Annotated in this window: 24 protein-coding genes; 19 read left to right on the top strand and 5 right to left on the bottom strand. The window is 62.4% G+C overall.

Features of this window, described 5'->3' with window-relative positions:
• The first annotated feature begins 1 nt into the window (after position 1).
• Positions 2-1510 (top strand): aldehyde dehydrogenase family protein, encoded by a 1509-nt coding sequence (locus DL1_RS03800; protein WP_051693294.1) that lies wholly within the window; start codon positions 2-4, stop codon positions 1508-1510.
• Positions 1511-1634: 124 nt separating this feature from the next.
• Here DL1_RS03800 and DL1_RS03795 read toward each other — a convergent pair whose 3' ends face one another.
• The gene (locus DL1_RS03795) at positions 1635-2201 is read right to left on the bottom strand and encodes a nuclear transport factor 2 family protein (protein ID WP_038062678.1); all 567 of its coding nucleotides are present in this window, start codon (positions 2199-2201) and stop codon (positions 1635-1637) included.
• Positions 2202-2662: 461 nt separating this feature from the next.
• Between DL1_RS03795 and DL1_RS03790 the strand changes: the two genes are divergently transcribed.
• The 9 genes from DL1_RS03790 to DL1_RS03750 all read left to right on the top strand — a co-directional run bounded on the left by DL1_RS03790 (position 2663) and on the right by DL1_RS03750 (position 9983).
• Entirely contained in the window at positions 2663-3835 is a 1173-nt protein-coding gene (locus DL1_RS03790; protein ID WP_051693293.1) for an amidase, read from the top strand.
• A complete protein-coding gene (locus DL1_RS03785; protein WP_038062676.1) occupies positions 3832-4971 on the top strand; it encodes an acyl-CoA dehydrogenase family protein in 1140 nt (379 codons plus the stop codon). Before DL1_RS03790 ends, DL1_RS03785 begins: the two co-directional genes overlap by 4 nt.
• Positions 4972-4991: 20 nt before the next feature.
• On the top strand, positions 4992-5354 hold the full coding sequence (locus DL1_RS03780; RefSeq protein ID WP_038062674.1) for a hypothetical protein: 363 nt from the start codon (positions 4992-4994) through the stop codon (positions 5352-5354).
• Positions 5355-5374: 20 nt separating this feature from the next.
• A complete protein-coding gene (locus DL1_RS03775) occupies positions 5375-6652 on the top strand; it encodes an aromatic ring-hydroxylating oxygenase subunit alpha (RefSeq protein WP_038062673.1) in 1278 nt (425 codons plus the stop codon).
• Positions 6649-7143, top strand: coding sequence for an aromatic-ring-hydroxylating dioxygenase subunit beta (locus tag DL1_RS03770; protein WP_038062670.1), 495 nt, complete (start codon positions 6649-6651; stop codon positions 7141-7143). Before DL1_RS03775 ends, DL1_RS03770 begins: the two co-directional genes overlap by 4 nt.
• Positions 7143-7904 carry an SDR family NAD(P)-dependent oxidoreductase gene (locus DL1_RS03765; RefSeq protein ID WP_051693292.1) on the top strand — a complete coding sequence of 254 codons (762 nt, stop codon included), beginning with the start codon at positions 7143-7145 and terminating at the stop codon, positions 7902-7904. The genes DL1_RS03770 and DL1_RS03765 overlap by 1 nt, the downstream gene beginning before the upstream one ends.
• Positions 7905-7906: 2 nt before the next feature.
• Positions 7907-8872, top strand: a complete 966-nt coding sequence (locus tag DL1_RS03760) for a PDR/VanB family oxidoreductase (protein ID WP_038062668.1) — start codon at positions 7907-7909, stop codon at positions 8870-8872.
• Positions 8873-8881: 9 nt separating this feature from the next.
• Positions 8882-9385: a flavin reductase gene (locus DL1_RS03755; protein ID WP_038062666.1), complete on the top strand. Its 504-nt coding sequence runs from the start codon at positions 8882-8884 to the stop codon at positions 9383-9385.
• Between the two features lie 115 nt (positions 9386-9500).
• The gene (locus DL1_RS03750; protein ID WP_038062663.1) at positions 9501-9983 is read left to right on the top strand and encodes a MarR family winged helix-turn-helix transcriptional regulator; all 483 of its coding nucleotides are present in this window, start codon (positions 9501-9503) and stop codon (positions 9981-9983) included.
• A gap of 72 nt (positions 9984-10055) precedes the next feature.
• Here DL1_RS03750 and DL1_RS03745 read toward each other — a convergent pair whose 3' ends face one another.
• Positions 10056-10484, bottom strand: a complete 429-nt coding sequence (locus DL1_RS03745; RefSeq protein WP_038062661.1) for an FKBP-type peptidyl-prolyl cis-trans isomerase — start codon at positions 10482-10484, stop codon at positions 10056-10058.
• A gap of 188 nt (positions 10485-10672) precedes the next feature.
• The gene (locus DL1_RS03740) at positions 10673-11434 is read right to left on the bottom strand and encodes a DeoR/GlpR family DNA-binding transcription regulator (RefSeq protein WP_038062658.1); all 762 of its coding nucleotides are present in this window, start codon (positions 11432-11434) and stop codon (positions 10673-10675) included.
• Between the two features lie 264 nt (positions 11435-11698).
• On the opposite strand from DL1_RS03740, the gene glpD reads away from it, so the two are divergent.
• The 7 genes from glpD to DL1_RS03705 all read left to right on the top strand — a co-directional run bounded on the left by glpD (position 11699) and on the right by DL1_RS03705 (position 19316).
• On the top strand, positions 11699-13297 hold the full coding sequence (gene glpD / locus DL1_RS03735) for a glycerol-3-phosphate dehydrogenase (RefSeq protein WP_038062655.1): 1599 nt from the start codon (positions 11699-11701) through the stop codon (positions 13295-13297).
• Positions 13298-13310: 13 nt separating this feature from the next.
• A complete protein-coding gene (locus DL1_RS03730; RefSeq protein WP_038062648.1) occupies positions 13311-14399 on the top strand; it encodes an ABC transporter ATP-binding protein in 1089 nt (362 codons plus the stop codon).
• A 12-nt stretch (positions 14400-14411) separates the two neighbouring features.
• A complete protein-coding gene (locus DL1_RS03725) occupies positions 14412-15488 on the top strand; it encodes an ABC transporter ATP-binding protein (protein WP_038062646.1) in 1077 nt (358 codons plus the stop codon).
• On the top strand, positions 15488-16357 hold the full coding sequence (locus DL1_RS03720) for a carbohydrate ABC transporter permease (RefSeq protein WP_038062644.1): 870 nt from the start codon (positions 15488-15490) through the stop codon (positions 16355-16357). The genes DL1_RS03725 and DL1_RS03720 overlap by 1 nt, the downstream gene beginning before the upstream one ends.
• Positions 16358-16360: 3 nt before the next feature.
• Complete coding sequence (locus tag DL1_RS03715; protein WP_038062641.1) at positions 16361-17230, top strand: carbohydrate ABC transporter permease; 870 nt, start codon at positions 16361-16363, stop codon at positions 17228-17230.
• A 24-nt stretch (positions 17231-17254) separates the two neighbouring features.
• Positions 17255-17527, top strand: coding sequence for a DUF2160 domain-containing protein (locus DL1_RS03710; protein WP_038062639.1), 273 nt, complete (start codon positions 17255-17257; stop codon positions 17525-17527).
• A 67-nt stretch (positions 17528-17594) separates the two neighbouring features.
• Entirely contained in the window at positions 17595-19316 is a 1722-nt protein-coding gene (locus DL1_RS03705; RefSeq protein WP_038062636.1) for an ABC transporter substrate-binding protein, read from the top strand.
• Positions 19317-19400: 84 nt separating this feature from the next.
• Here DL1_RS03705 and DL1_RS03700 read toward each other — a convergent pair whose 3' ends face one another.
• Entirely contained in the window at positions 19401-21011 is a 1611-nt protein-coding gene (locus DL1_RS03700; RefSeq protein WP_038062632.1) for a BCCT family transporter, read from the bottom strand.
• A gap of 135 nt (positions 21012-21146) precedes the next feature.
• Entirely contained in the window at positions 21147-22061 is a 915-nt protein-coding gene (locus tag DL1_RS03695; RefSeq protein WP_038062629.1) for a LysR substrate-binding domain-containing protein, read from the bottom strand.
• A gap of 106 nt (positions 22062-22167) precedes the next feature.
• On the opposite strand from DL1_RS03695, the gene pcaC reads away from it, so the two are divergent.
• Together pcaC and pcaH are read left to right on the top strand one after the other, a co-directional pair.
• Positions 22168-22557: a 4-carboxymuconolactone decarboxylase gene (pcaC, locus tag DL1_RS03690; protein ID WP_038062626.1), complete on the top strand. Its 390-nt coding sequence runs from the start codon at positions 22168-22170 to the stop codon at positions 22555-22557.
• Positions 22550-23278, top strand: a complete 729-nt coding sequence (gene pcaH, locus DL1_RS03685) for a protocatechuate 3,4-dioxygenase subunit beta (RefSeq protein ID WP_038062623.1) — start codon at positions 22550-22552, stop codon at positions 23276-23278. The genes pcaC and pcaH overlap by 8 nt, the downstream gene beginning before the upstream one ends.
• The last annotated feature ends 1 nt before the right edge of the window (position 23279 follow it).

The raw sequence follows: 23279 nt of genomic DNA, 5'->3' as shown, positions 1-23279 counted from the left end.
AATGCAAATATCTCATCCAGAAAGTGCTGTAAGCGATATCCTTCCCGATGTGTCGGCGTTCCTGAAAAAGCCGCAGATGACGATTGGGGGCAAATCCGTGGCCGCCGCGTCTGGGCAGGTCTTTGATGTGTTCAACCCGGCCACTGGCGCGGTGCTCGCGCAGGCTCCGGCAGGGGGCGCGGAAGACGTGGACCGCGCCGTCAAGGCGGCTCAGGCCGCGTTTGAGGGCCCTTGGTCGCAGATGCTGCCGACCGAACGCCAGCGGGTGATCCTCAAGCTCGCCGATCTGATCGAGGCCAATGGCGAGGAGCTGGCCCAGCTTGAAACGCTCAATCAGGGCAAGTCGATCATGCTGTCGCGGCTGATCGAGGTGCAGGCCTCGGCGGAGTATTTCCGCTACATGGCGGGCTGGGCGACCAAGATCGAAGGCGCGACGCTCGATCTGTCGATCCCGATCCCGCCGGGCATGCGCTATCAGGGCTTTACCCGCAAGGAGCCGGTGGGCGTCGTGGCCGCGATCACACCGTGGAACTTCCCGCTCAATATGGCGACATGGAAGCTCGCACCGGCGCTGGCCACGGGCTGCACCGTGGTGCTCAAACCCGCCGAGGAAACCCCGCTGACTGCGATGCGGCTGGCAGAGCTGTGCCTTGAGGCGGGTATCCCCGAAGGCGTGGTCAATGTGGTGACCGGTTCGGGCGCTGAGGCGGGGGCCGCGCTCGTGGCCCATCCCGGTGTCGCCAAGATCGCCTTTACCGGCTCGACCGAGACCGGCAAGGCCATCGGCATTCAGGCAATGAAGGACATGAAGCGCGTCACGCTTGAGCTGGGCGGCAAGGCCCCGATGGTGATGTTCGACGACATGGACATGGAGCTGCTGGGCGTCGCGGCCGGGATTGGCGCGATGTTCAACTCTGGCCAGACCTGCTGCGCGGGCACGCGGATCTACGTACAGCGCGGCATCTATGAGCAGGCGCTTGAGGTGATCTCTGGCGTGACCCGCAGCCTGACGATGGGCAACGGGCTTGACCCTGCGCATCAGATCAACCCGCTGGTCTCGGCCCGCCATCAGGCGCATGTGCAATCATGCATCACGCGTGGAATCGAGGCGGGCGCCACGCCGGTGATCGGGGCCAGCCCGCCTGAAAGCGGCTATTACGTTGCCCCCGAACTGTTCACCGATGTGCGTCAGGATATGGCCTTGATGCAGGATGAGGTGTTCGGCCCGGTGGTCACGATCACCCCCTTCGATGAGCCCGATGACGGGATCGCGCTGGCCAATGACACGCGCTACGGGCTCGGGGCCTCGATCTGGACGCAAGATCTGAACAAGATGATGCGCTATGTTCCCAAGATTCAGGCGGGCGTCGTCTGGGTCAACAGCCACAACATACCCGATCAGAACCTGCCCTTCGGCGGCGTCAAGCAATCGGGGATCGGGCGGGAGCATGGCCGCGGCGCGATCGACAATTTTCTTGAGACGAAGTCGGTCTGCATCGCCTATCGCTGACAGGGCCGGGGGCGTGGGCAGTGCCTCACCCCCATCAGCTTACACGCTCAAAAGAAAAACGCGCCCGAAGATCTCTTCGGGCGCGTTTTCGCATCTCGACGCGCGGGGCGCTTGGAAAGTCGCCTCAGGGCTTCATCAGCACCGATTTGGACGGGTAGTCCGACGCCCATGTTGCGGGCAGGGGGGCCACGAAGACGTTCTCGGTACGGGTGCGTGTGATCTTCCAGCGCCCATCGGGCTCTTTGCGGAAGCCGTTATTGAGCCGCGACGAGCGCAAAAGCGCCTTGCCATCGGAAAACAGCCAAGGCTGCATATGGACCCATTGGCCATCCGCGGTGGTGCCGTCGGCGGAGACATAGATCTGCTCCGAGGTCAGGTAGTGGCAGTTCAGGATCAGCGCGGGATCCTGTTTCTGGCCCCAGAAGCCTTCGAAATGCTTGCGGATCGCGGCCGCGCCCTCGGCTTTGCCGAACTGGTTGTCGTAATATTCGCCGACACCTTCCCAGGTCGCATCCTCGGCATAAAGCTCCATGATCAGGTCGATGCGTTCGGCGTCATTCGCGCAGCCATATTCAGGCATCGGCGTGTCGCACAGGAACATGTAGCGCGATTGGATGCGGCGGATCTCGGCCTCGGCCTCGAGCGTCTCGATGCGGCGGGTGAGCGTGGCAAGTTGGTCTTGAGTGGTCATGTCTATCCTGTCGGTTTGAGGGAAGGATATGCGCGGCGCACATCAAGGCGCGCCAGCCGTCATTGGCCTGACCAGCGTATCGGGGTGCCCGCTTCGATCAAGCGGTAATATTACCGTAAATTTAGTGCGCCGAGGCGATGGCGGACAAGCCTTTGTTCATACAGGGAAATCACGTGGTTTTGCAGGTCGCGAAACAGTCTTGCGAAAGTCGCAAAACCCCAGCGGCGGGGCTGTGTTAGGTTTTTGCTAAAGCAGGCGGTGACCGAGCAAAGAGGCGCTGCCCGATTATACGACGCTCTGTGCAAAGCGGTTGACTGGGGATCAGGCCCTGGTCCGCATGTGTTCGTGTAACTACATGAAATACAATAATAAAAATGGAAATTTAACAATAGCCTGCCTTGACGAACTTGATGATACGTGAATATTACCGTAAATGAGATGCGCTTCCGGGAGAGGGAGGAATGAGCCAGATGGCACAGCCAGTGACAGACAGAACAGACGGGTTTTCTCAGCGGTGTACGCTGGGCCGTGCGGGCGGGCTGCGTGTGGCGGTGAAGGACTGTCTGGACGTCGCAGGCCTGCCGACGCGCTGTGGCTCTGCAGCCTTTGCCGACGCTCCGGTCGCGCGCAAACATGCCCATGCGGTCGCGGCCCTGCTGGAGGCGGGCTGCGAGATCACGGGCAAGACCGTCATGCATGAGCTGGCCTACGGGATGACCGGGGTGAACCCGTATGAGGGCACGCCGATCAACCCGCGCTGGCCCGCGCTTATCCCGGGCGGCTCGTCTTCGGGGGCGGCGGTGGCCGTGGCCTCGGGGGCGGTGGATTTCGCGATTGGCACCGATACGGGCGGCTCGGTCCGTCAGCCCGCGACCTGTTGCGGCGTGATCGGGTTAAAGCCGAGCTTTGGGCGGATCGACCGGGCCGGCGCGCGTCCCGCGCACAGCTCGCTCGATTGCATCGGGCCGCTCGCACGCAGCATGGATATGATCGAGGCCGCGATGCGCGCGCTCGATCCCGGTTTTATCCCCGAACGGCTTGCGCGCGCCCCGAACCTCGCCCGCGTGCGCACCGAGTTCGACCGCGCCTTGGGTGACAGTCTGCTCTTTGCGCTTCAGGAGCAGGATTACGACCTGCCTTATGTCAATCTGCCCGGAATGGATGCGGCCTATGAGGCCGGGCTCACGCTGATCGGCCATGAGGCCCATCTGGCCTTTGGTGATCTGCTGGCGCAGGGCGCGCCGCTTGGCGCCGATGTGCGCGCAAGGCTCGTGGCGGCAGGCCGCATCACTCAGGCGCAGGTGGATCAGGCTGAGGCCGTCCGCGCGCGTTTCACCGCCGAGGTCGACGCCGTGCTGTCGGGCTACGACGCGATCGTCACCCGCGCCTTGCCGACCCATCCGCCCCGCCTCGATGAGGCCGAAGATCCCGCCAAGGTGCTTCCGCTGACCCGCTATTTGCGCCCGTTCAACCTGAGCGGCCACCCCGCCATCGTCCTGCCCATGGCCTCCGCCGAGGGCCTGCCTGCCGGACTTCAGATCATTGCGCCCAAAGGCGCCGACGCCCGGCTTTGCGCGATAGCCCGCTGGCTTTGCGAAACCGTGCCTGCCCTTAACGAAAGGAACGAGACATGAATTCTCATACCGCCCCAGAGATGCCTGGGACGCTTGACGCGCTCAAGACCGAGATCCGCGCGCGCCAGCAAGAGTTTCAGGAGCTGCGCCACATCCCCAAGGATATCGTGGCCAAGTTTCAGCAGATCGGCGTCTACCGGGCCTTCGTGCCCAAGCGTCTGCGCGGCGACGGGCTCTCGCCGATGGCGTTTTGCCGCCTGATCGAAGAGATCGCGAGTGCGGATGCCTCGGCAGGCTGGGTCGCCAGTTTCGGCGTCTCCTCGACCTATCTGGCCGCCCTTCCGGTCGCGACCTACGAGAGTATTTTCGGCGGCGATCCGAACACGGTCTTTGCCGGTGCAATGTTCCCGCCCCACCCGGCGCGCCGGGTCGATGGCGGCTTCGAGGTCAGCGGACGCTGGCCTTGGGGTTCGGGCGTGATGGGGGCGTCGATCGTCGGCGGCGGCATCAAGGTCGAGGGCGAAGACTCGGCGCTGCCGCGCACCGCCGTGATGCCGCGCGACAAGATCACCGTGGACGAGACTTGGGACACGGTCGGCCTGCGCGCCACCGGCAGCCATCACATCGTGGCCGATAAGGTCGTGGTCCCCGAGGACTGGACCTTCATTCGCGGCGGCACGCCCACGCTGGACGATCCGGTGTTTCGCTATCCCGCGATGGCGCTGGCAGCTCAGGTGCTCGCGGTGGTGGCGCTTGGCGCGGCGCGCGGTGCGCTCGACTGGCTGCATCAGGATGCGATGGCGCGGGTCTCGGTCACGGGCGCGCCAAGCCCTGCGGCACGCGGTTACATCCAGATCGATTATGCCCGTGCGCAGGGCCTGCTGACGGGCGCGCGCGCGGCCTTCTACGACGTCATCTCTGAAGGCTGGGAGCAGATGCAGACCAAGGGCGAGGTCTCGCCCGAAACCCATGTGAAGCTGCGCCTCGTGGCCTCCAAAGCCGCGCAGGACGGGGCGGAGGCCGCGCGCCTTGCCTTCGTGATGGGCGGCTCGGGTGCGATGGCGACGGGCCATCCGCTGGGCCGCGCGATGATCGATGCGGCCTGCGTCGCGCAACACGCCTTCCTCGGCTCTGGATCCTGGCAGGCGGGCGGTGCCGCGATGTTCGGCCAGCAAACCCCGCCCGGCTATCCCTGAAATCGACGAAAGGACACGACATGAGCACGACCCAACCGCTTCGCACTTTGCTGTGCTTCAACAACCACCCGACCTTTTTCTCGCTGCCCTTCGATCAGATCGGGCCGGTCTGGACCGCGACGCAGGCCCTGATGGCCGGGATCGCGCGCCTCGAAGGGGTCTCGATCATGGGCACGTTCGACGATGACCAGACCTTTGTGGGCGCGAGCCAGGGCTTTCCCTACACCTGGTACATCCTCGCCGATTTCCCCAACCGCGAGACGGTTCAGGCCGCGTGCAACCTGCTGCGCACGATCGTGGTAGGCGAGGGCAACGACCGCCTGTGGAAATACATGACCGTCGAGGCACGCATGGGGCGCGCGCTCGAGATCCCGCAACTTTAATTCCGACGAAAGGAGCTGACATGTCCCTAGATATGCCGAAGTTCAGCGACCTCGACGCGCTCTATGACGAGAAGAACGCACAGGTCGCAACCCAGATGTACGAAGATCCCGAACTCTTCGCCGAAGAGATGGAGCGGATCTTCAAGAAGACGTGGGTCTTCGTGGCCCATGAAAGCGAATTCCCCGATAAGGGCTCGTTCAAGCTGTCCACCGTCGGGCAGGAGCCGGTGATCGTGGTGCGCGACCGCAAGGGCAAGCTGCATTGCATGGTCAATCGCTGCCGTCACCGCGCGGCCACCGTCTGTGAAGTCAAGCAGGGCAAGACATCGTCCTTCCAGTGCCCCTATCACGGCTGGGGCTACGGGCTCGATGGCAGCCTGCGCGCTTTGCCTTACCCCGAGCAATACGGCGACGATTTCGACAAGGCCCAGCATGGTCTGCTGAAGCTGCGCACCGAAAGCTATCAGGGCATGGTCTTCGCGACCTTCAACGACGATATCGAGCCGCTGGTCGATTTTCTCGGCTCCGAGGTCTGCCGCTATATCGACCTGTTCATGAAACAGGGCGGGGGCTTCCCGGTGAAGGTTCTGGGCGAGCATCAGTTCACCGTGCCGATGAACTGGAAGGTGCAGCTGGAGAATACCACCGACGCCTATCACTTCCCCGTCGTCCACAAGAGCTTCATGCAGACGCTCGACGGTGCGACCGAAGAGATGTTCGACTTCCTCGACAAGGGCAAAGGCTGGGTCGAGGATCTGGGCAACGGCCATTCGGTGATGATGATGATCCCCGAGTTGGAGGATCTTGACGCCAATCTCGACGCGCCGATCCCGGAGCGCTTTACCGATCTGGCGCAGGAGCTGCGCGACGAGGGCTATCCCGATGCTCAGGTGCGCAAAATCGTGCGCGCGGTCGGCGGGGCGGGGTTCAACCTCAACCTCTTCCCCAATGTCTCGCTGTCGCTGGCCTTCTTCCGGGTTCTGACCCCGGTCAGCGTGGATCGCACCGATATCCGCCACATGGCGCTTGGGATGGATGGCGGCCCCGCTGCGGCCAACCGCGCCCGGATCCGCCTGCACGAGCATTTCCAAGGCCCGATGGGCTTTGGCAGCCCCGATGACGCCGAAGTCTGGGAACGTATCCAGCGCGGCGTGCAGGGCGGAGACGATCTGCCGATCCTCGTCAATCGCGGCTTGGTGGATGAAGAGCCCGGCGTGGCCGGTCCGCGCGGCCATATCAGCGCCGAGACCGGGATGCGTGCGGCCTATCAGATGTGGAAAAGGATGATGGCGCAATGACCCAGATGAGCAAAATCGACACCAAGACCCTTTTGCAGGACGTGACCGCGTTTATCTGGGCCGAAGGGGCGATGCTGGACGCCAAGGAATATGACGCCTGGCTCGACCTTTGGACCGATGACGGCCTCTATATCATGCCGATCGGTGACGGCGAGGATTACGCCAATCAGGTCAACCTGTGCTATGACAATGCCAAGATGCGGCGCGACCGGATCGGGCGCTTCCATATGGGATTTTCGATCTCCTCGGCGCCGCCTGCGCAAACTGTGCGCACGCTGTCGCGGTTTCGCATCGAGGCGCAGGAGGGTGCGGAGATCACCGTCACCTGCGCGGAGCATGTGGTCGAGGACAAGTTCGGTCGTCAGCGCGTCTGGGCGGGCAATGTGCGCTACGTGCTGCAGGTGACCGAGGGTGGCTTCAAGCTGCACAGCAAGATCGTGCGCCTTCTCAACTCAGACGGGATGCTGAATTCGTTCAGCTATTTGTTCTGATGGTGGGGCCGCTTCCGGAAAAGATCCAGACTGCGGTGATCACGGGCGGGGCGCGCGGCTTTGGCGCTTGTGCGGCGCGCGCGCTGCACAAGGCTGGCTACCGTGTGATCATCACCGACCGTGATCCCGGCGAGGAGGCAGCAGCGCTTGCCTCCGAGCTGGACCTCGCAGGCGAGACCGCCGTGACCGCGACGCTGGATGTCAGCAAGCCCGAGGATTTCGAGGAAGTCCTTGGCAAATGCGTCGAGCGCTGGGGCTCGGTCGAGGTGCTGGTGAACAATGCCGCCCGCACCGAGGTCCAGCCCGTGCTCGATATCGACCCGGCGGATTTCAACGCGATCCTGTCGATCAATGCAGGCGGCGTCTTCGCGGGCAGCCAGATCTTCGGGCGTCATTTCAAGGCGCAGGGCTATGGGCGCATCGTCAACATGGCCTCGCTTGCGGGACAGAATGGCGGCACGGCCACGGGGGCGCATTATGCTGCCTCCAAGGGCGCGATCCTGACGCTGACCAAGGTGTTCGCGCGCGATCTGGCGGCCTTTGGCGTCACCTGCAACGCGATTGCGCCGGGGCCGATGGACACGCCGATGGTGCGCTCCGTGCTGGGCGAGAACGCGGCGCAGGCGATTGCCAATATTCCTGTGCAGCATCTGGGCGATCCCGATTTCGTCGCGCAAATGGTGGTAATGCTCGCCAGTCCCGCATCGAGCTTCGTCAACGGAGCCTGCTGGGACGTCAATGGCGGGCTGTATGTGAGGTAGCTATGGCACAACAAGAGCAACAAAAGTTCCGCGTCAGCGCGCGGCGCGACGATCGCGGCGATATCGCGCGCATTCGTCTTGTGCCGCAAGTGGGGGGCGCGGTCGCGCCCTTCACCGCAGGCGCGCATCTCGATCTCTACCTGCCCGATCTCGATCTCTGGCGGCAATACTCGCTGTGCTCGGATCCGGCTCAGACCGATTATTATGAGATCGGCGTGCTGAAGGACAAAGCCAGCCGCGGTGGCTCGATCAAGGTCCATGAGATGGCGGTCGAGGGCGCGGAGCTTACCGTCGAAGGCCCGCGCAACCATTTTCCGCTGGCGGAGGACGCCGAAGAGACGGTGCTTCTGGGCGGCGGGATCGGCATCACCCCGATGCTTGCGATGGCCTGCAGGCTGCATGATCTGGGCCTCCCCTTCACGCTGCATTACTGCACACGCTCCGAGAGCGTCACCGCGTTTCGTGACCTGCTGGAGACCGCGCCGTGGAAGGATCGGGTGGTGTTTCATTTCGACGATGGCGATGCCGCCCAACGTCTCGATCCGGCGCGGGATCTGCCGCCGCCCGGCAAGGGCACGCATCTCTATGTCTGTGGCCCGCAAGGCTTCATGGACTGGCTGATCGGCACGGCCGAGGCTGCAGGCCATGCCAGCTCCAACGTGCATCGCGAGTATTTCTCGGCCGATGTGGATGCGAGCGGCGAGAGTTTCGAGGTCGTGGCGGAGCGCTCGGGCGTGACGGTCACGGTGGGCCCCGATGATACCATCGCCAAAGCGCTTGGTCGGGCCGGGGTCAAGGTCGAGGTGAAATGCGAAGAGGGTGTCTGCGGCACCTGCGTCACCGATGTTCTCGACGGCGAAATCGATCACCGCGACCGCTTTCTGACCGACGAGGAGCGCGAGGAGGGCGAGATGATTTGCGCCTGCTGTTCGCGCGCGAAATCCAAGTCCCTGACACTGGATATCTGAGGAGATCCCATGACGTCCGAGCCACTCTCACCCGAAACCCAAGCGTTTCGTGATGGCATGAGCCGCCTCGGCGCGGCTGTGAACCTTGTCACCACCGATGGCGCGGCGGGCCGTCACGGCATCACTGTCTCGGCGGTCTGCTCGGTCACCGACACGCCGCCGACGCTGCTTGTCTGCATCAATCAAAATGCCTTTGCGCATGATGCGTTTTTGGAAAACGGCGTTTTGTGCGTGAATGTGCTGGCGCCCGATCATCAGGATCTCTCGCGCCGCTTCGCGCGCTGGACCGGCGAAGAGCGGTTCAATCCCGAGCATTGGGCGACCGGCTCGACGGGCGCGCCCGTGCTCAAGGATGCCGCGGTGGCGTTTGATTGCAAGATTTCCGATGTGCAGCCGCGCGGCACGCATTCGGTGCTCTTTTGCGAGGTGCAGGCCAGTGCGCTGGCCCAAGATGCAAGCGGTGGTCTGATCTGGTTCGAGCGCAAGTTCCACCCGCTCGCCTCGCCGCTATGAGGCAAAGCGCGCACCGCTTGGCTGTTCGACTTGTGAGGCGTCGACAATTCCTTTATCGCTGACCCGCGCCTGACGCATGGGAGCGGGGCGCGCGGCACTGGACAGAGACGAGCCCATGACAAAGACGCCTTCACAAGAGCCCCACCAACCCGAGTCGCTCTACGCTGATCGCCGTATGAAGCGTGACTGGCCGTTCTACTGGGTCTCGCGGGTGAATGCGCTTTACATTCAAGAGCTTGAGAAGAAACTCAAGCCGCTTGGTCTCGATATGGCGCGTTGGCGCATCCTGATGTCGCTTTATGAAGAAGAGCATCTGAGTGTCTCGGAGATCGCCGAATATTCGATCATCAAGCTCAACACCGCGACCAAAATCGTCCAGCGGATGATCGTGGATGGTCTGGTGATCACCCGGGTGCGCCCCAATGACGGGCGTGTCACGGAAGTCCGCCTGACCCCGGCGGGCGATCACAGCCGCCGTCTGGCGCGTGCCGAGGCGGACCGTATTCTCAATGCATCTTTCGTGGGGTTCACGCTCGACGAGGTGGCGCTGCTCAACCAATTGCTGGAGCGCGTCCACGACCGGCTTCGCGGAAGCTGAGCGGGCAGAAGGGGCGGTGGGCACCCGCGCGCCGCAGATCGGGGCGCGCAGGTGCGATCATTGGTGCCTGTCTCAGGCGATCTTGACGAGTTCCACGTCGAAGGTCAGCGCCTTGCCCGCAAGCGGGTGATTGGCATCGAGAAACAGCTCTGTCTCGGTCGCATCGGCGATGACGACATTCATCGACTGACCGTCTTGCGTCTGCACCTGAAGCTGGGTGCCGGGATCGGTCGGGATGTGATCGGGCACATTGGCCCGGTCCACCGCCTGCACGCGCTCGGGGTGATGGACGCCGTAAGCCTCTTCGGGGGTGACATGCACGGTGCGCTTCTCGCCCACTTCCATGCCCGTAACACCGGCTTCCAGCCCGGGAATGATTTGGCCCGATCCCAGCTCGAAGGAGAGCGGGTCGCGCCCTTCGGAGCTGTCGAAAACGGAGCCGTCATCCAAAGTGCCGGTGTAATGAAGATGCAGGGTATCGCCCGGCTTTGCCTGGGTCATAATGGATGTCCTTTCGGGAGAGTGTGAATTTGCCGAGGCCGCGCAGCGCACGGGTAGCTCGTATTTTCATCTCTTAAACTGGCAATTCATTCCCCGAATGTAAACCACCGCGCCGGATTTCGGTTCTTAGGGCATGTTTTGCGCGCAGAGCTTATCGCTTCGCAGGCTGTTCGCGCCGCGTCACAGGGTCACTCGCTGACCGAGACGGCGGTCTTCCAGATCGCGCAGGATTGCGACAGCGCAGCGGGCAGGGGGGCGTCGGTGAAGAACGCATCGATGTCAGAAAGCGAGGCGATCCGGGCCGGTGCGCTGCGCTTGAACTTGGAGTGATCGGCGACAAGAAACGTCCGGCGCGATTGCTGCAAGATGGCCCGGCTCACGCCCACCTCCTGAATGTCGAAATCCAGCAGGTCGCCGTCGCGATCCAGCGCCGAGCAGCCGATCACCGCGAGATCGAATTTGAACTGTCGGATCGTGTCGGTCGCCAGATTGCCGATCAACCCGCCATCGGAGCGCCGCAAGTGCCCACCCGTGACGACCACCTCGCAAGATGGGTTGGCCACGAGAATATTGGCTACATTCATGTTGTTGGTCACCACCATCAGGTTTTCATGCAGCAAGAGTTCCTGCGCCACCGCCTCGGTGCTGGTTCCGATGTTGAGAAAGAGCGAGATGTCGTTGGGGATCTGAGCGGCACAGGCCCGCGCGATCGCAGCCTTGGCCGAGGGGTTGAGCGCGCGCCGCTCTTCATAGCCGATATTGGTCGTGCTCGACGGCAGCACCGCGCCGCCATGCACGCGCTCCAGCCGCCCCGCCTCGGCCATGTCCGTCAGGTCGCGCCGGATCGTCTGCAAGGTCACACCGAAATGCTGCGCCAGCCCCTCGACGGTGACCTTGCCTTCACGACGGGCGATCTCAAGGATCTCTGGGTGACGAAAGGTTTGCGACATAAAGGAGTTTCGCTTGCGTTCGGGTCGGCGGGGAACGGGGTCAGAATCGGCTGTCTCCGCGCGGATGCCCCTGAGTTGATCTGAAATTCAGGTTATTCGGCAGAAATATCGGCTGGCAAGAGATCGAACACAAAATGAGAGCAAAAATTTTCCTTGAAATGAGGGGGATGGCGAAACCGAACAGAAACGAACATTTTTTTCTTGCGATCTTTGGATCAAGAGTCGTAACGTTCGTGTGAACGCAGCGAGGGGAGAAGCCGCGTCATGGGAGGACATCACACAGCTGACGTCGATCTGTTCGTGATCGGCGGGGGCATTAACGGGTGCGGGATCGCCCGGGATGCGGCGGGGCGTGGCCTGAGCGTGGCGCTGGCCGAGCGCGACGATCTGGCCTCGGCCACCTCGTCGGCCTCGACCAAGCTGTTTCATGGCGGTCTGCGCTATCTTGAATATTTCGAGTTCCGTCTGGTGCGCGAGGCGCTGATCGAACGCGAGGTGTTGCTCAAGGCGATGCCGCATATCTCTTGGCCGATGCGTTTCGTGCTGCCCTATAGCCAAGATATGCGCTTTGACGCCGAGACCCCGACCTCGCGTCTGCTCAGCCGCATCATGCCTTGGATGAAAGGGCGTCGTCCGGCTTGGCTGATCCGGTTGGGGCTGTTTCTGTATGACACGCTGGGCGGGCGCGACGTGCTGCCGGGCACCGCGACGCTGAAACTGGCGGGCACGCCCGAGGGCGCACCGCTTCAGCCGCGTTTCGAGACTGCCTATGAATATTCCGACTGCTGGATCGAGGATTCCCGGTTGGTCGTACTCAACGCCCGCGATGCCGCCGCACGCGGCGCGCGCATCATGACGCGGACCAAAGTGATTGGGGCCGAGCGCTCGGCCGGACTGTGGCAGATCCAGCTGCAAGACAGCGAGACCGGGCAGCGGCAGGTGATGCGCGCGCGCATGTTGGTCAATGCCGCAGGCCCTTGGGTCGAGGATGTCCTGCGTAGCCGCTTGCAGATCACCACGCGCGATGGGGTGCGCCTCGTGCGTGGCAGCCATATCGTGACGCGCAAACTCTACGATCACGACAAGTGCTATTTCTTCCAAGGCGAGGACGGGCGGATCATCTTCGCCATTCCCTATGAGCAGGATTTCACCCTGATCGGCACCACCGATTATGAGCATGAAAATGCGGACGCGCCCGCGCAGTGCACGCCCGAGGAACGCGCTTATCTGATCGCCTTTGCCAATCGCTATTTTGCAACCCCGATCCGCGATGAGGATATCGTCTGGAGTTATTCCGGCGTGCGCCCGCTCTATGATGACGGGGCCAGCAGCGCGACGGCGGCCACGCGCGATTACACCCTGACGCTTGAGACCGAGGGCGGCGCGCCGCTTTTGAACATCTTTGGCGGCAAGATCACCACCTATCGGCGGCTCGCGGAAAGCGCGCTTGAGAAAGTGGCCGCGCAATTGACCGGCGTCTCCGGCCCGTGGACCGCAGGCGTGGCGCTTCCGGGGGGCGATTTCGCCGTGGGCGATGTGACCCGCCTGACCGCCGATCTGCAACGCGCCTATCCGTTTTTGGGGCCGGTCTGGGCCGCGCGGCTGATCCGGGCCTATGGCACCGAGGCGGCCTCGGTTCTGGGTGATGCGCAAAGCGCTGCGGATCTGGGGCAGGATTTTGGCGCGACGCTGAGCGAGGCCGAGCTGCGCTGGCTGATGACACATGAATTCGCACGCACCGCAGAGGATGTCGTGTGGCGCCGCAACAAGCTGGGGCTGCGTCTGAGCGCCCAAGAGATCACCGCGATCGAGCAGTGGATGTGCGCGCAGCGCGCCGCCGCGACGCCCGCGGTCGCAATATGAGGAGGAGGGCAGAATGACGCTGGAACTCAAAGGCGTGTCCAAGCAAGTCGAGGGGCAGGTGCATATTCATCCGACCGATCTCACGCTTGAGAAGGGGACGATGAACGTGCTGCTGGGGCCGACCTTGTCGGGCAAGACCACGCTGATGCGCCTGATGGCGGGGCTCGATGCGCCCAACAGCGGCAAGATCTTGTGGGAAGGCCGCGATGTCACCGGGATGCGGGTGCAGGACCGCAAGGTCGCGATGGTCTATCAGCAATTCATCAATTACCCCTCGATGACGGTCTATGAAAATATTGCCTCGCCGATGCGGCTGATGGGAGTTTCGAAGGCCGAGATTGACCGCCGGGTGCGCGAGACCGCCGATCTGATGCAGCTTGGGCCGATGCTGGAGCGCAAGCCGCTTGAGCTGTCGGGCGGCCAGCAGCAGCGTTGCGCGCTGGCCCGGGCGCTGGTCAAAAACGCGGGGCTGGTGCTGCTCGACGAGCCGCTGGCCAATCTCGACTACAAGCTGCGCGAGGAGCTGCGCATCGAGATCCCGAAGATCTTCGAGGCCTCTGGCGCGATCTTTGTCTACGCCACGACCGAACCCGAAGAGGCGCTGCTTTTGGGCGGCAACACCGCCGCGCTCTGGGAGGGGCGGGTGACCCAGTTCGGTCTGACGCCGACGGTCTATCGCCAGCCGGTCGATGCCACCACGGCGCGCGTGTTCAGCGATCCGCCGATGAATTTCCTGACCCTGACGAAGACTGGCGATACGCTGAGCTTTGACGACGGGCAGAGCGCTCCGGTCAGCGGCGCGCTCGCCGAGCTGCCCGACGGGCGCTACACGGCGGGGTTTCGGCCCAACCATCTTGAGATCACCAAACATACGGCCAATGCGCTGCAATTCACCGCCAAGCTGCATGTCACCGAGCTGACCGGGTCCGAGACCTTCGTGCATCTCGATCACGGCACTGAGCGCTGGGTCGGGCTGATCCACGGCGTGCATGATCTCGCGCTCGATGAGGATCTGAGCGTCTGGCTCGACCCCCGTCATGTCTACATTTTCAGCGAGACGGGGGAGCTGATTGCCCCCGCCGCCTATGCATTAACCGCCTGAGGAGACGCCGCCATGGCCAAGATCACGCTCGACAACCTCGCGCATTCCTACCTGCCCAACCCGGCATCAGAGGAAGATTACGCCCTCAAGGAGCTCAATCACGATTGGGAAGATGGCGCGGCCTATGCGCTTTTGGGCGCCTCGGGCTGCGGGAAATCCACGCTTCTCAACATTATCTCGGGGTTGTTGCAGCCGAGCCAAGGGCGCATCCTGTTTGACGGTCAAGACGTCACCCATGCGCCCACCGCCGAGCGCAACATCGCGCAGGTGTTCCAGTTCCCGGTGGTCTACGACACGATGACCGTGCGCGACAATCTGGCCTTTCCGCTGCGCAACCGGGGCCGTGAGGAGAGCTACGTCGCCGAGCGCGTGCAGGAAATCGCGCGGATGATCGGCATGGAGGATGTGCTCAACAAGAAGGCGCGCGGGCTGACGGCGGATGCCAAGCAAAAGATCAGCCTCGGGCGCGGCATGGTGCGCAAGGACGTCAACGCGCTTTTGTTCGACGAGCCGCTGACCGTCATCGACCCGCATATGAAATGGGAGCTGCGCACCCAGCTCAAGAAATTGCATCACGATTTCGGCCATACGATGATCTACGTGACCCATGACCAGACCGAGGCGCTGACCTTCGCCGATAAGGTGGTGGTGATGTATGACGGGCGTGTGGTCCAGATCGGCACGCCCGAAGAGCTGTTCGAGCGTCCCGAGCATACCTTTGTGGGCTATTTCATCGGCTCGCCCGGGATGAATGTGATCCCCGCCAAGATCGACGGGACGCGCGCTTATATCGAGGGCTCGCCTATCGATCTGGGGTGTGGTTATGACGCGCTTGAGGGCAAGCTCGAGATCGGTGTGCGCCCCGAATACGCCACGCTGTCGCAAGATGAGGGCCTGCCCGTCACGATCCGCAGGATCGAAGATGCGGGCCGCCACAAGATCATCCGCGCCGAGTTTTTCGGCCACGATATCAATATTATCGCCGGTGAGGACGATCCCGTCAGCGCCGATATGAACCGGGTTCGCTTCGATCCGGCCCATGTAAATGTCTACGCCAATGACTGGCGCGTGCCGGGGAGGGCTGCGTGATGGAAAAGACGGTCAACCAAAAGGCGTGGTTTTTGGTGCTGCCAGTGCTGTTGCTGGTCGCCTTCTCGGCGGTGATCCCGCTGATGACGGTGGTCAATTACTCGGTGCAGGACACTTTTGGCAACAACCAGTTCTTCTGGGCGGGGCTTGAGTGGTTCGACGAGATGCTCAGCTCCGAGCGGATGTGGAATGCGCTCTCCCGCCAGCTGCTGTTCTCCGGGATCATCCTTGCAATCGAGGTGCCGCTGGGCATTTTCGTGGCGCTCAACATGCCAAAATCGGGGTTTTGGGCCTCGGTGTGCCTTGTGCTGATGTCGCTGCCGCTGCTGATCCCGTGGAACGTGGTGGGCACGATCTGGCAGATCTTCGGGCGCGTTGATATCGGCCTGCTGGGCCGTACGCTTGCCGCACTCGGGATTGATTACAACTACACGCAAGACACGTTTGCGGCTTGGGTCACCATCGTGGTGATGGATGTCTGGCACTGGACGTCGCTGGTGGCGCTGCTGGCCTATGCCGGGCTCAAATCGATCCCCGATGCCTATTATCAGGCCGCCAAGATCGATCAGGCGAGCCGCTGGAAAGTGTTTCGCTATATCGAGCTGCCCAAGATGATGGGCGTGCTGATGATCGCGATCCTTCTGCGCTTCATGGACAGTTTCATGATCTATACCGAGCCTTTCGTGGTCACTGGCGGCGGTCCGGGCAATGCCACCACGCTGCTCTCGATCGATCTGGTGAAGATGGCGCTGGGGCAGTTTGACCTTGGACCGGCTGCGGCCTTCTCGATCATGTACTTCCTCGTCATCATGTTGATTTCATGGGTGTTCTACACCGTGATGACCAATCTCGACAAGAAAGGGGGCTGAGCCATGGCTGACGCAACCGCCGATATTCCGGGCAAGCTCGTCGCCGAGGGGCGCAACACCCGCCCGCGCTTCAGGGTGAATACCCGTGCCGTGGTGATGACGCTGTACCTGCTGTTCTTGATGCTGCCGATCTACTGGCTGTTCAACATGAGCCTCAAGACCAATACCGAGATCCTCAACACGTTCACGCTGTTCCCGCGCGATCTGACCTTTGACAACTATCGCACCATCCTCACCGATCCGGCGTGGTATATGGGCTATGTCAATTCGATGATCTACGTGGTGATGAACACGGTGATCTCGCTCACCGTGGCGTTGCCCGCGGCCTATGCCTTTTCGCGCTACCAGTTTCTGGGCGACAAGCACCTGTTCTTCTGGCTGCTCACCAACCGGATGGCACCGCCTGCGGTCTTCGCGCTGCCGTTCTTTCAGCTTTATTCGAGCGTCGGGCTGTTTGACACGCATATCGCGGTGGCGCTGGCGCATTGCCTGTTCAACGTGCCGCTCGCGGTGTGGATCCTTGAGGGCTTCATGCGCGGCGTCCCCAAAGAGATCGACGAGACCGCCTATATCGACGGCTACGGCTTTGGGCGCTTCTTCGTGAAGATCTTCATGCCGCTGATCGCAAGCGGCATCGGGGTCGCGGCGTTCTTCTGCTTCATGTTCTCCTGGGTGGAGCTGTTGCTGTCGCGTACGCTCACCACCGTGGACGCCAAACCCATCGCTGCGATCATGACACGGACGCAAGGCGCTTCGGGCATCGACTGGGGGGTGCTGGCGGCGGCTGGCATCCTGACCATCGTGCCGGGCGCGCTCGTGATTTATTTCGTGCGCAATTACATCGCCAAGGGCTTTGCCCTCGGGCGTGTGTGAGCAACAGAGACAAGGAGACCTGACATGGCATGGATGGCATGGACCTGGCCCACCGCGATCTTTTTCACGGTGATCGCAGCTCTGCTGATCACCTTCACGGTGCTCGCGATCAAGTTTCCCGAGACGCCGCGCGTCGGCATCTTGCGGATCGAGACCACACGCGGGGATCGACTTTTCATCTCACTTCTCGGCTCGGCCTTCATCAATCTGGCCTGGCTGCAACTGGTCGGCGTGAACCAAGCGTTCGCTCTGATCGTCTGCCTGATCTATGCCGCAGCGGTGTTCCGCTGGGTCTAGGGCACGCGAAGCCCGGGCAGGGAGGTCCGGGTCACTGACAGAACGGTTCAATCTATGGGAGGATCAAATGAACCTGACTTTAAAATCAACCTCGGCGATGGCGCTTGCGCTTACGCTGCTATCGGCGCCCGCCTTCGCCGACATGTCGGACGCGACGGCGTTTCTCGACAAGGAGATCGGCGATCAGTCGGCATTGAGCCGCGCGGATCAGGAAGCGGAGATGCAATGGTTCATCGACGCCGCCAAGCCCTATGCGGGGATGGAAATCAAGGTGGTCTCGGAGACCATCACCACGCATGAATATGAAAGCCAAGTGTTGGCACCTGCCTTCACGGCGATCACCGGCATCAAGCTCACGCATGATCTCATCGGCGAAGGCGACGTGGTCGAGAAGCTGCAGACCCAGATGCAGTCGGGCGAGAACATCTATGACGCCTATATCAACGACTCCGATCTGATCGGCACCCACTGGCGCTATCAGCAGGTCCGCAACCTGACCGACTTTATGGCGGGCGAGGGCAAGGACGTGACCAATCCCGGTCTCGATCTGGACGATTTCATCGGCACGCAGTTCACCACCGCCCCCGATGGCAAGCTTTACCAGCTGCCCGACCAGCAGTTCGCGAACCTCTACTGGTTCCGCTATGATTGGTTCAACGACGAGCAGAACAAGGCTGATTTCAAAGCGAAATACGGCTACGACCTTGGCGTGCCGGTCAATTGGTCGGCCTATGAGGATATCGCTGAATTCTTCACCGGGCGCGATCTGAGCCGCTTGGGCGTCGATGGCAAGGTCTATGGCAACATGGATTACGGCAAGAAGGATCCCTCGCTCGGCTGGCGCTATACCGATGCATGGCTCTCGATGGCCGGTGTCGGATCGAAGGGCGAGCCCAACGGTCTGCCGGTCGATGAATGGGGCATTCGCGTCAATGACAAGTCCCAGCCCGTTGGCTCCTGTGTGGACCGGGGCGGTGCGACCAACGGTCCGGCCGCCGTCTACGCGGTGACCAAGGCCATCGATTGGCTGCGGAATTACTCGCCGCCCGCGGCCATGGGGATGACCTTCTCCGAAGCGGGTCCGATTCCGGCGCAGGGCAACGTGGCCCAGCAGATGTTCTGGTACACCACCTTTACCGCAGACACCGTCAAACCGGGGCTTCCGGTGATGAACGAGGACGGCACGCCGAAATGGCGCATGGCCCCCTCGCCTCATGGCGTCTATTGGGAAGAAGGCACCAAGCTCGGGTATCAGGATGTGGGGTCCTGGACGCTGATGAAGTCGACCCCGATCGATCGGGCAAAGGCCGCGTGGCTCTATGCGCAATTCGTGACCTCGAAAACCGTGGATGTGAAGAAATCCCATGTCGGGCTGACCTTCATTCGTGAATCCACGATCAACCATCAGAGCTTCACGGATCGCGCCGACAAGCTGGGCGGTCTGGTCGAGTTCTACCGCTCGCCCGCGCGTGTGGCTTGGTCGCCGACCGGGACGAACGTGCCGGATTACCCCAAGCTCGCGCAGCTCTGGTGGCAGAATATCGGGGATGCGATGTCGGGTGCGAAAACCCCGCAGCAAGCCCTCGATGCGCTTTGCGCCGATCAAGAAAGAGTCATGGAGCGGCTGGAGCGTGCCGGTATCCAAGGCGATATTGGCCCGAAACTGAACGAGAAGCGCGACCCCGCCGAATGGCTGGCTGAACCGGGCTCGCCCAAGGCCAAGCTCGCCAATGAGGACGAGGACCCCAAAACCGTCGCTTATGACGATCTGATCGCGTCGTGGCAATAATCACGGCCCGAAACAGGGTTTGAAACATGAAACAGGGCCCCGATTTCGGGGCCCTGCTTTCGTTCGGGATTGGCCGCGCGCGGCTCAGAATTCTTCGAGCTTGGGGCGCTTGCCGATGGTGATGTGGTCGATATCTTCGAGCGCAAAGCCCTTGATGATCGAGGGGATCATCATGAAGACCAGCACGAAGATCGGCAGCCCCACCACGGTGATCACCTGTTGCAGCGCCGTCAGACCGGCATCGCCTGCCAGAATGATCAGCATGGCCGCGACCAGCCCTTCGGCGGCCCCCCAGAACACGCGCTGATGGACGGGCCCGGGTTCAGGCGTACCGGTGCAAAGCATATCGACCACCAGCGAGGCTGAATCCGACGAGGTCGCAAAGAAGATCGCCACCACGATCACGGCGATCCCCTGCACGATGCTCACGAAAGGGAAATGCTCGAAGAAGGTAAACATCGCGAGCGGCACGCTGTCGGCGACAGCCGCGCTGAGTTGCCCCGCCTGCGCGCCCATCGCATCGCGCGCCGCCTGACCGATGCCGTCAAACTCCATCGCCTGCCAGCCAAAGATCGAGAACCAGATCAGCGTGAACAGGGACGGCGCCAAGAGCACGCCGAAGACAAACTCACGCACGGTCCGCCCGCGCGAGATCCGCGCCACGAACAGCCCGATAAAGGGCGACCAAGTGACGGTCCATGCCCAGTAAAACACCGTCCACGATCCCTGCCAGCCCCAGCCGGGCGTGTTGGGATTCTCATTGGCCAGCATATCGTTCCAGAAGGCGAGGCGCGGCAGGTTCTCGAAATAGAGCCCGAAAGTCTGCACCATCCCGCGTAGCAAGAACAGCGTCGAGCCGAAGACCAGCACGAAGATCAACAGCCCCACGGCCATCCCGATATTGATGTTGGACAAAAGCTTCACGCCCTTGTCGAGCCCCGCCGTGATCGAGGTGATCGCAACGCCGGTGAGCACGGCCAAGATGATCACCTTGACCACCACCCCGTCGCCCGTGCCGTAAAGCGCATTGAGACCCGCCGCGATCTGGCTTGAGCCCAATCCCAGTGAGACCGCCACACCAAAGAGCGTGCCGATGATCGAGGCGATATCGATGGCCTTGCCAACGGGCCCGTAGATCCCCTCCCTGAGCAGCGGATAGAAGACAGAGCTGACCCGGACCGGCAGGTCATAGCGGTTGATGAAATAGGCAAATGCAAGGCCCGGCAGCGCGAAGATCGTCCATGTGTGCAAGCCGAGGTGATAGATCGCGATGGAGATCGCATCGCGGGCGGCCTGATCGGAATAGGGCTCGACGCCGGGCAGGGGCGGTTTCGAGAAATGGCTGATCGGTTCGGCCACCCCCCAGAACATCAACACCGTGCCGATGCCGCCCGCAAACAGCATCGTGAACCACGAGAGGTTGGAATATTCCGGACGGGAGTCGCGCGGACCCAGCCGAATATGCCCGTGGCGCGACATCGCAGCCCAGATCAGAAAGCCAAGCCAGATATTGACGCCAAGGATGAAGAACCAGCCCAGATTGGTCACGATCCATGCGCGACCCGCTGCAAACGCGTCACCGATGGCGGTTGGGAATAGCACGAGGGCTATCACGAAGACGAGGGTTGCGCCCGCTGAGACAAAGAAAATCGTCGGATCTGTTCGCAGCCCGAGCCGCCTTGCTAGTCCATGCATCACGCACTCTCCCGTTTATGTTATTCATGTTTCAACGGAGCGAGGACGTGACGGTTCCGAACTTGATGTGTCTTTTCTTGGTCCCCTCAGGCGCGGTTATGTGTCAAGAGCGGCGCGGGAAGGGTGCGGGGCGGCTTAAGCGCCCATGCCTTCCGCGGCATGCTCAAGCGCTGCCATCAGCGCTGCCATCTGCGCATTCGGGCTGTGATCGTCTCGGATTGTGATCCCCACGGGGCCGCCCAAAAGCCCGTGGCGCAGCGGCAGCACCGCCAGCGTCCCGGCCTCGATTTCGGACCGCACCACCCCTTCCGAGATGAACCAGACCGTGTCAGAGCCCAGCACCACGGCGCGCCCAAACGCGGCGGAGACATTCTCGAATGCGGTGTCGGGCTCGTCCAGTCCAACCGAGTGCAACCATGCCTGCACCTGGCTTGCGATCATCGCGCCCTTGGGCGGCAGCATCAGCGGGTAGCGCGCAAGATCGCCCGGGCTCCAGTCGGGCGTGAGCAACGGATGCCCGGCGCGTGCCACCGGCAGGACGCGCTCCCAGTAAAGCTGTGTGAAGCGCAGCCCTTCGGCATTCTCGGGCGTGGGCATCCGACCGACGACCATATCGAGCGCCCGCTCGCGCAACTGCGATAGCAACAGCCAGTTTGGCCCGGTCGCGATGCGCAAGATGCAGTCGGGATGGGCCTTGCGAAAGGCCAGAGCCGCGCGTGGGGTCAATTCGGCCGAAGCCGTGGGCAGCAGGCCCAGCGACAAACGAGGTCGGGTCTTGGGCGGATCGAGCACCTGACGCTGCGCCTCTGCCAGATCGGCCATCGCAGTGCCCGCGCGGGTCTGAAACACCCGCCCCGCCGCCGTCAGCACCAGCCGCCGGCCCGTGCGATCAAAAAGCGCCGTGCCAAGGATCTCTTCCAATTCGCGGATCGATTTCGAGGCGGCGGGCTGGGAGACATGCATCGCCTCTGCCGCAGCCGAAAGCGAGCCGCGCCGTGCGGTCTCCAGAAACACCCTCAGATGACGCAGGCGCAAGAGCGGATCGATCAATTCATAACCTGTCGGTTATCGTTACCGGCAAAACTTATAATTTCTTCACGCGGCGACACAAGCTATATCTGCGGAGAAGACGGAGCGATCAGCAGGAGGGGCTTGAATGGAAGATGCGCGCTACGCCAAGGGCATGGAGGTGCGTCGTTCGGTGCTGGGCGATGCCCATGTCGATCGGGCCGAGGCGGCCAAAACCGATCTCGACCTGCCGTTTCAGGATCTGATCACGGTCTCGGCTTGGGGGACCGTCTGGGCCTCGGAGGGCATCACCCATCGCGAACGCTCGATGCTGACGCTGGCCCTTCTGGCTGCGACCGGAAATTTTGAAGAAATCCCGATGCATATCCGCGCCACCGCGCGCACCGGGGCCAGCAAGCAAGATGTGCTCGAAGCGTTCCAGCATGTCGCGATCTATGCCGGGGTTCCGCGCGCCAATCATGCGCTGAAACTGGCCAAGCAGACCTATGCCGAAATGGAGGAGGCCGAGAATGACTGATCTGGGTCCATTGATCCCGCGCAACCGCGCGATCCACCCCGAGCCCTATGATCCGGGCTATAAAACATCCGTGACGCGGTCGCCGAACCTGCCGCTCTTGTCGCTGGAAAGCGGCCCGTCCGAGGAGACGGGGCCTGCCTTTGGCCATGGGCTGATCGGCGCGCTCGACAACAACCTGATCCTGAACTGGACCCAAGGGGCGGCTCCTGCCGTGGGCGAGCGGATCTTGCTGCATGGGCGGGTACTCGATGAGAACGCGCGCCCGGTGCGCAACACTCTGGTCGAGATCTGGCAGGCCAATGCGGGCGGGCGCTACCGCCACAAGAAGGACAGCTATTTCGCGCCGCTCGATCCGAATTTCGGCGGCTGCGGGCGCACGCTCACCGATGACGAGGGCCGCTATGAGTTCCTCACGATCCGGCCCGGCGCCTATCCGTGGCCGAACCGGGGCAATGATTGGCGTCCGATGCATATCCACGTGTCGGTCTTTGGTCACAGCTTTGGCCAGCGCCTGATCACGCAGGTCTATTTTGAGGGCGATCCGCTGATCGCGCACTGCCCGATTGCCGCGACGATCAAATCGCGCGCGCAGCTTGACCGGCTTGTGGCACCGCTCGATCTCGCCCATTCGCGGCCGCAGGATTATCTGGCCTATAAGTTCGATATCGTGCTGCGCGGACGCCGCCAGAGCATGTTCGAAAACAAGCTGGAGGGGATGTGAA

It is taken from the genome of Thioclava dalianensis (assembly GCF_000715505.1).
GTDB classification, from domain to species: Bacteria; Pseudomonadota; Alphaproteobacteria; order Rhodobacterales; family Rhodobacteraceae; genus Thioclava; species Thioclava dalianensis.
Note: the sequence above shows the minus strand (reverse complement) of the source record. Positions and strands in the feature narration are given on the sequence as shown.

Coding starts and splice junctions, on each gene's coding strand:
- DL1_RS03800 (WP_051693294.1), top strand. CDS start 2: ATGCAAATATCTCATCCAGAAAGTGCTGTAAGCGATATCCTTCCCGAT.
- DL1_RS03795 (WP_038062678.1), bottom strand. CDS start 2,201: ATGACCACTCAAGACCAACTTGCCACGCTCACCCGCCGCATCGAGACG.
- DL1_RS03790 (WP_051693293.1), top strand. CDS start 2,663: ATGAGCCAGATGGCACAGCCAGTGACAGACAGAACAGACGGGTTTTCT.
- DL1_RS03785 (WP_038062676.1), top strand. CDS start 3,832: ATGAATTCTCATACCGCCCCAGAGATGCCTGGGACGCTTGACGCGCTC.
- DL1_RS03780 (WP_038062674.1), top strand. CDS start 4,992: ATGAGCACGACCCAACCGCTTCGCACTTTGCTGTGCTTCAACAACCAC.
- DL1_RS03775 (WP_038062673.1), top strand. CDS start 5,375: ATGTCCCTAGATATGCCGAAGTTCAGCGACCTCGACGCGCTCTATGAC.
- DL1_RS03770 (WP_038062670.1), top strand. CDS start 6,649: ATGACCCAGATGAGCAAAATCGACACCAAGACCCTTTTGCAGGACGTG.
- DL1_RS03765 (WP_051693292.1), top strand. CDS start 7,143: ATGGTGGGGCCGCTTCCGGAAAAGATCCAGACTGCGGTGATCACGGGC.
- DL1_RS03760 (WP_038062668.1), top strand. CDS start 7,907: ATGGCACAACAAGAGCAACAAAAGTTCCGCGTCAGCGCGCGGCGCGAC.
- DL1_RS03755 (WP_038062666.1), top strand. CDS start 8,882: ATGACGTCCGAGCCACTCTCACCCGAAACCCAAGCGTTTCGTGATGGC.
- DL1_RS03750 (WP_038062663.1), top strand. CDS start 9,501: ATGACAAAGACGCCTTCACAAGAGCCCCACCAACCCGAGTCGCTCTAC.
- DL1_RS03745 (WP_038062661.1), bottom strand. CDS start 10,484: ATGACCCAGGCAAAGCCGGGCGATACCCTGCATCTTCATTACACCGGC.
- DL1_RS03740 (WP_038062658.1), bottom strand. CDS start 11,434: ATGTCGCAAACCTTTCGTCACCCAGAGATCCTTGAGATCGCCCGTCGT.
- glpD (WP_038062655.1), top strand. CDS start 11,699: ATGGGAGGACATCACACAGCTGACGTCGATCTGTTCGTGATCGGCGGG.
- DL1_RS03730 (WP_038062648.1), top strand. CDS start 13,311: ATGACGCTGGAACTCAAAGGCGTGTCCAAGCAAGTCGAGGGGCAGGTG.
- DL1_RS03725 (WP_038062646.1), top strand. CDS start 14,412: ATGGCCAAGATCACGCTCGACAACCTCGCGCATTCCTACCTGCCCAAC.
- DL1_RS03720 (WP_038062644.1), top strand. CDS start 15,488: ATGGAAAAGACGGTCAACCAAAAGGCGTGGTTTTTGGTGCTGCCAGTG.
- DL1_RS03715 (WP_038062641.1), top strand. CDS start 16,361: ATGGCTGACGCAACCGCCGATATTCCGGGCAAGCTCGTCGCCGAGGGG.
- DL1_RS03710 (WP_038062639.1), top strand. CDS start 17,255: ATGGCATGGATGGCATGGACCTGGCCCACCGCGATCTTTTTCACGGTG.
- DL1_RS03705 (WP_038062636.1), top strand. CDS start 17,595: ATGAACCTGACTTTAAAATCAACCTCGGCGATGGCGCTTGCGCTTACG.
- DL1_RS03700 (WP_038062632.1), bottom strand. CDS start 21,011: ATGCATGGACTAGCAAGGCGGCTCGGGCTGCGAACAGATCCGACGATT.
- pcaC (WP_038062626.1), top strand. CDS start 22,168: ATGGAAGATGCGCGCTACGCCAAGGGCATGGAGGTGCGTCGTTCGGTG.
- pcaH (WP_038062623.1), top strand. CDS start 22,550: ATGACTGATCTGGGTCCATTGATCCCGCGCAACCGCGCGATCCACCCC.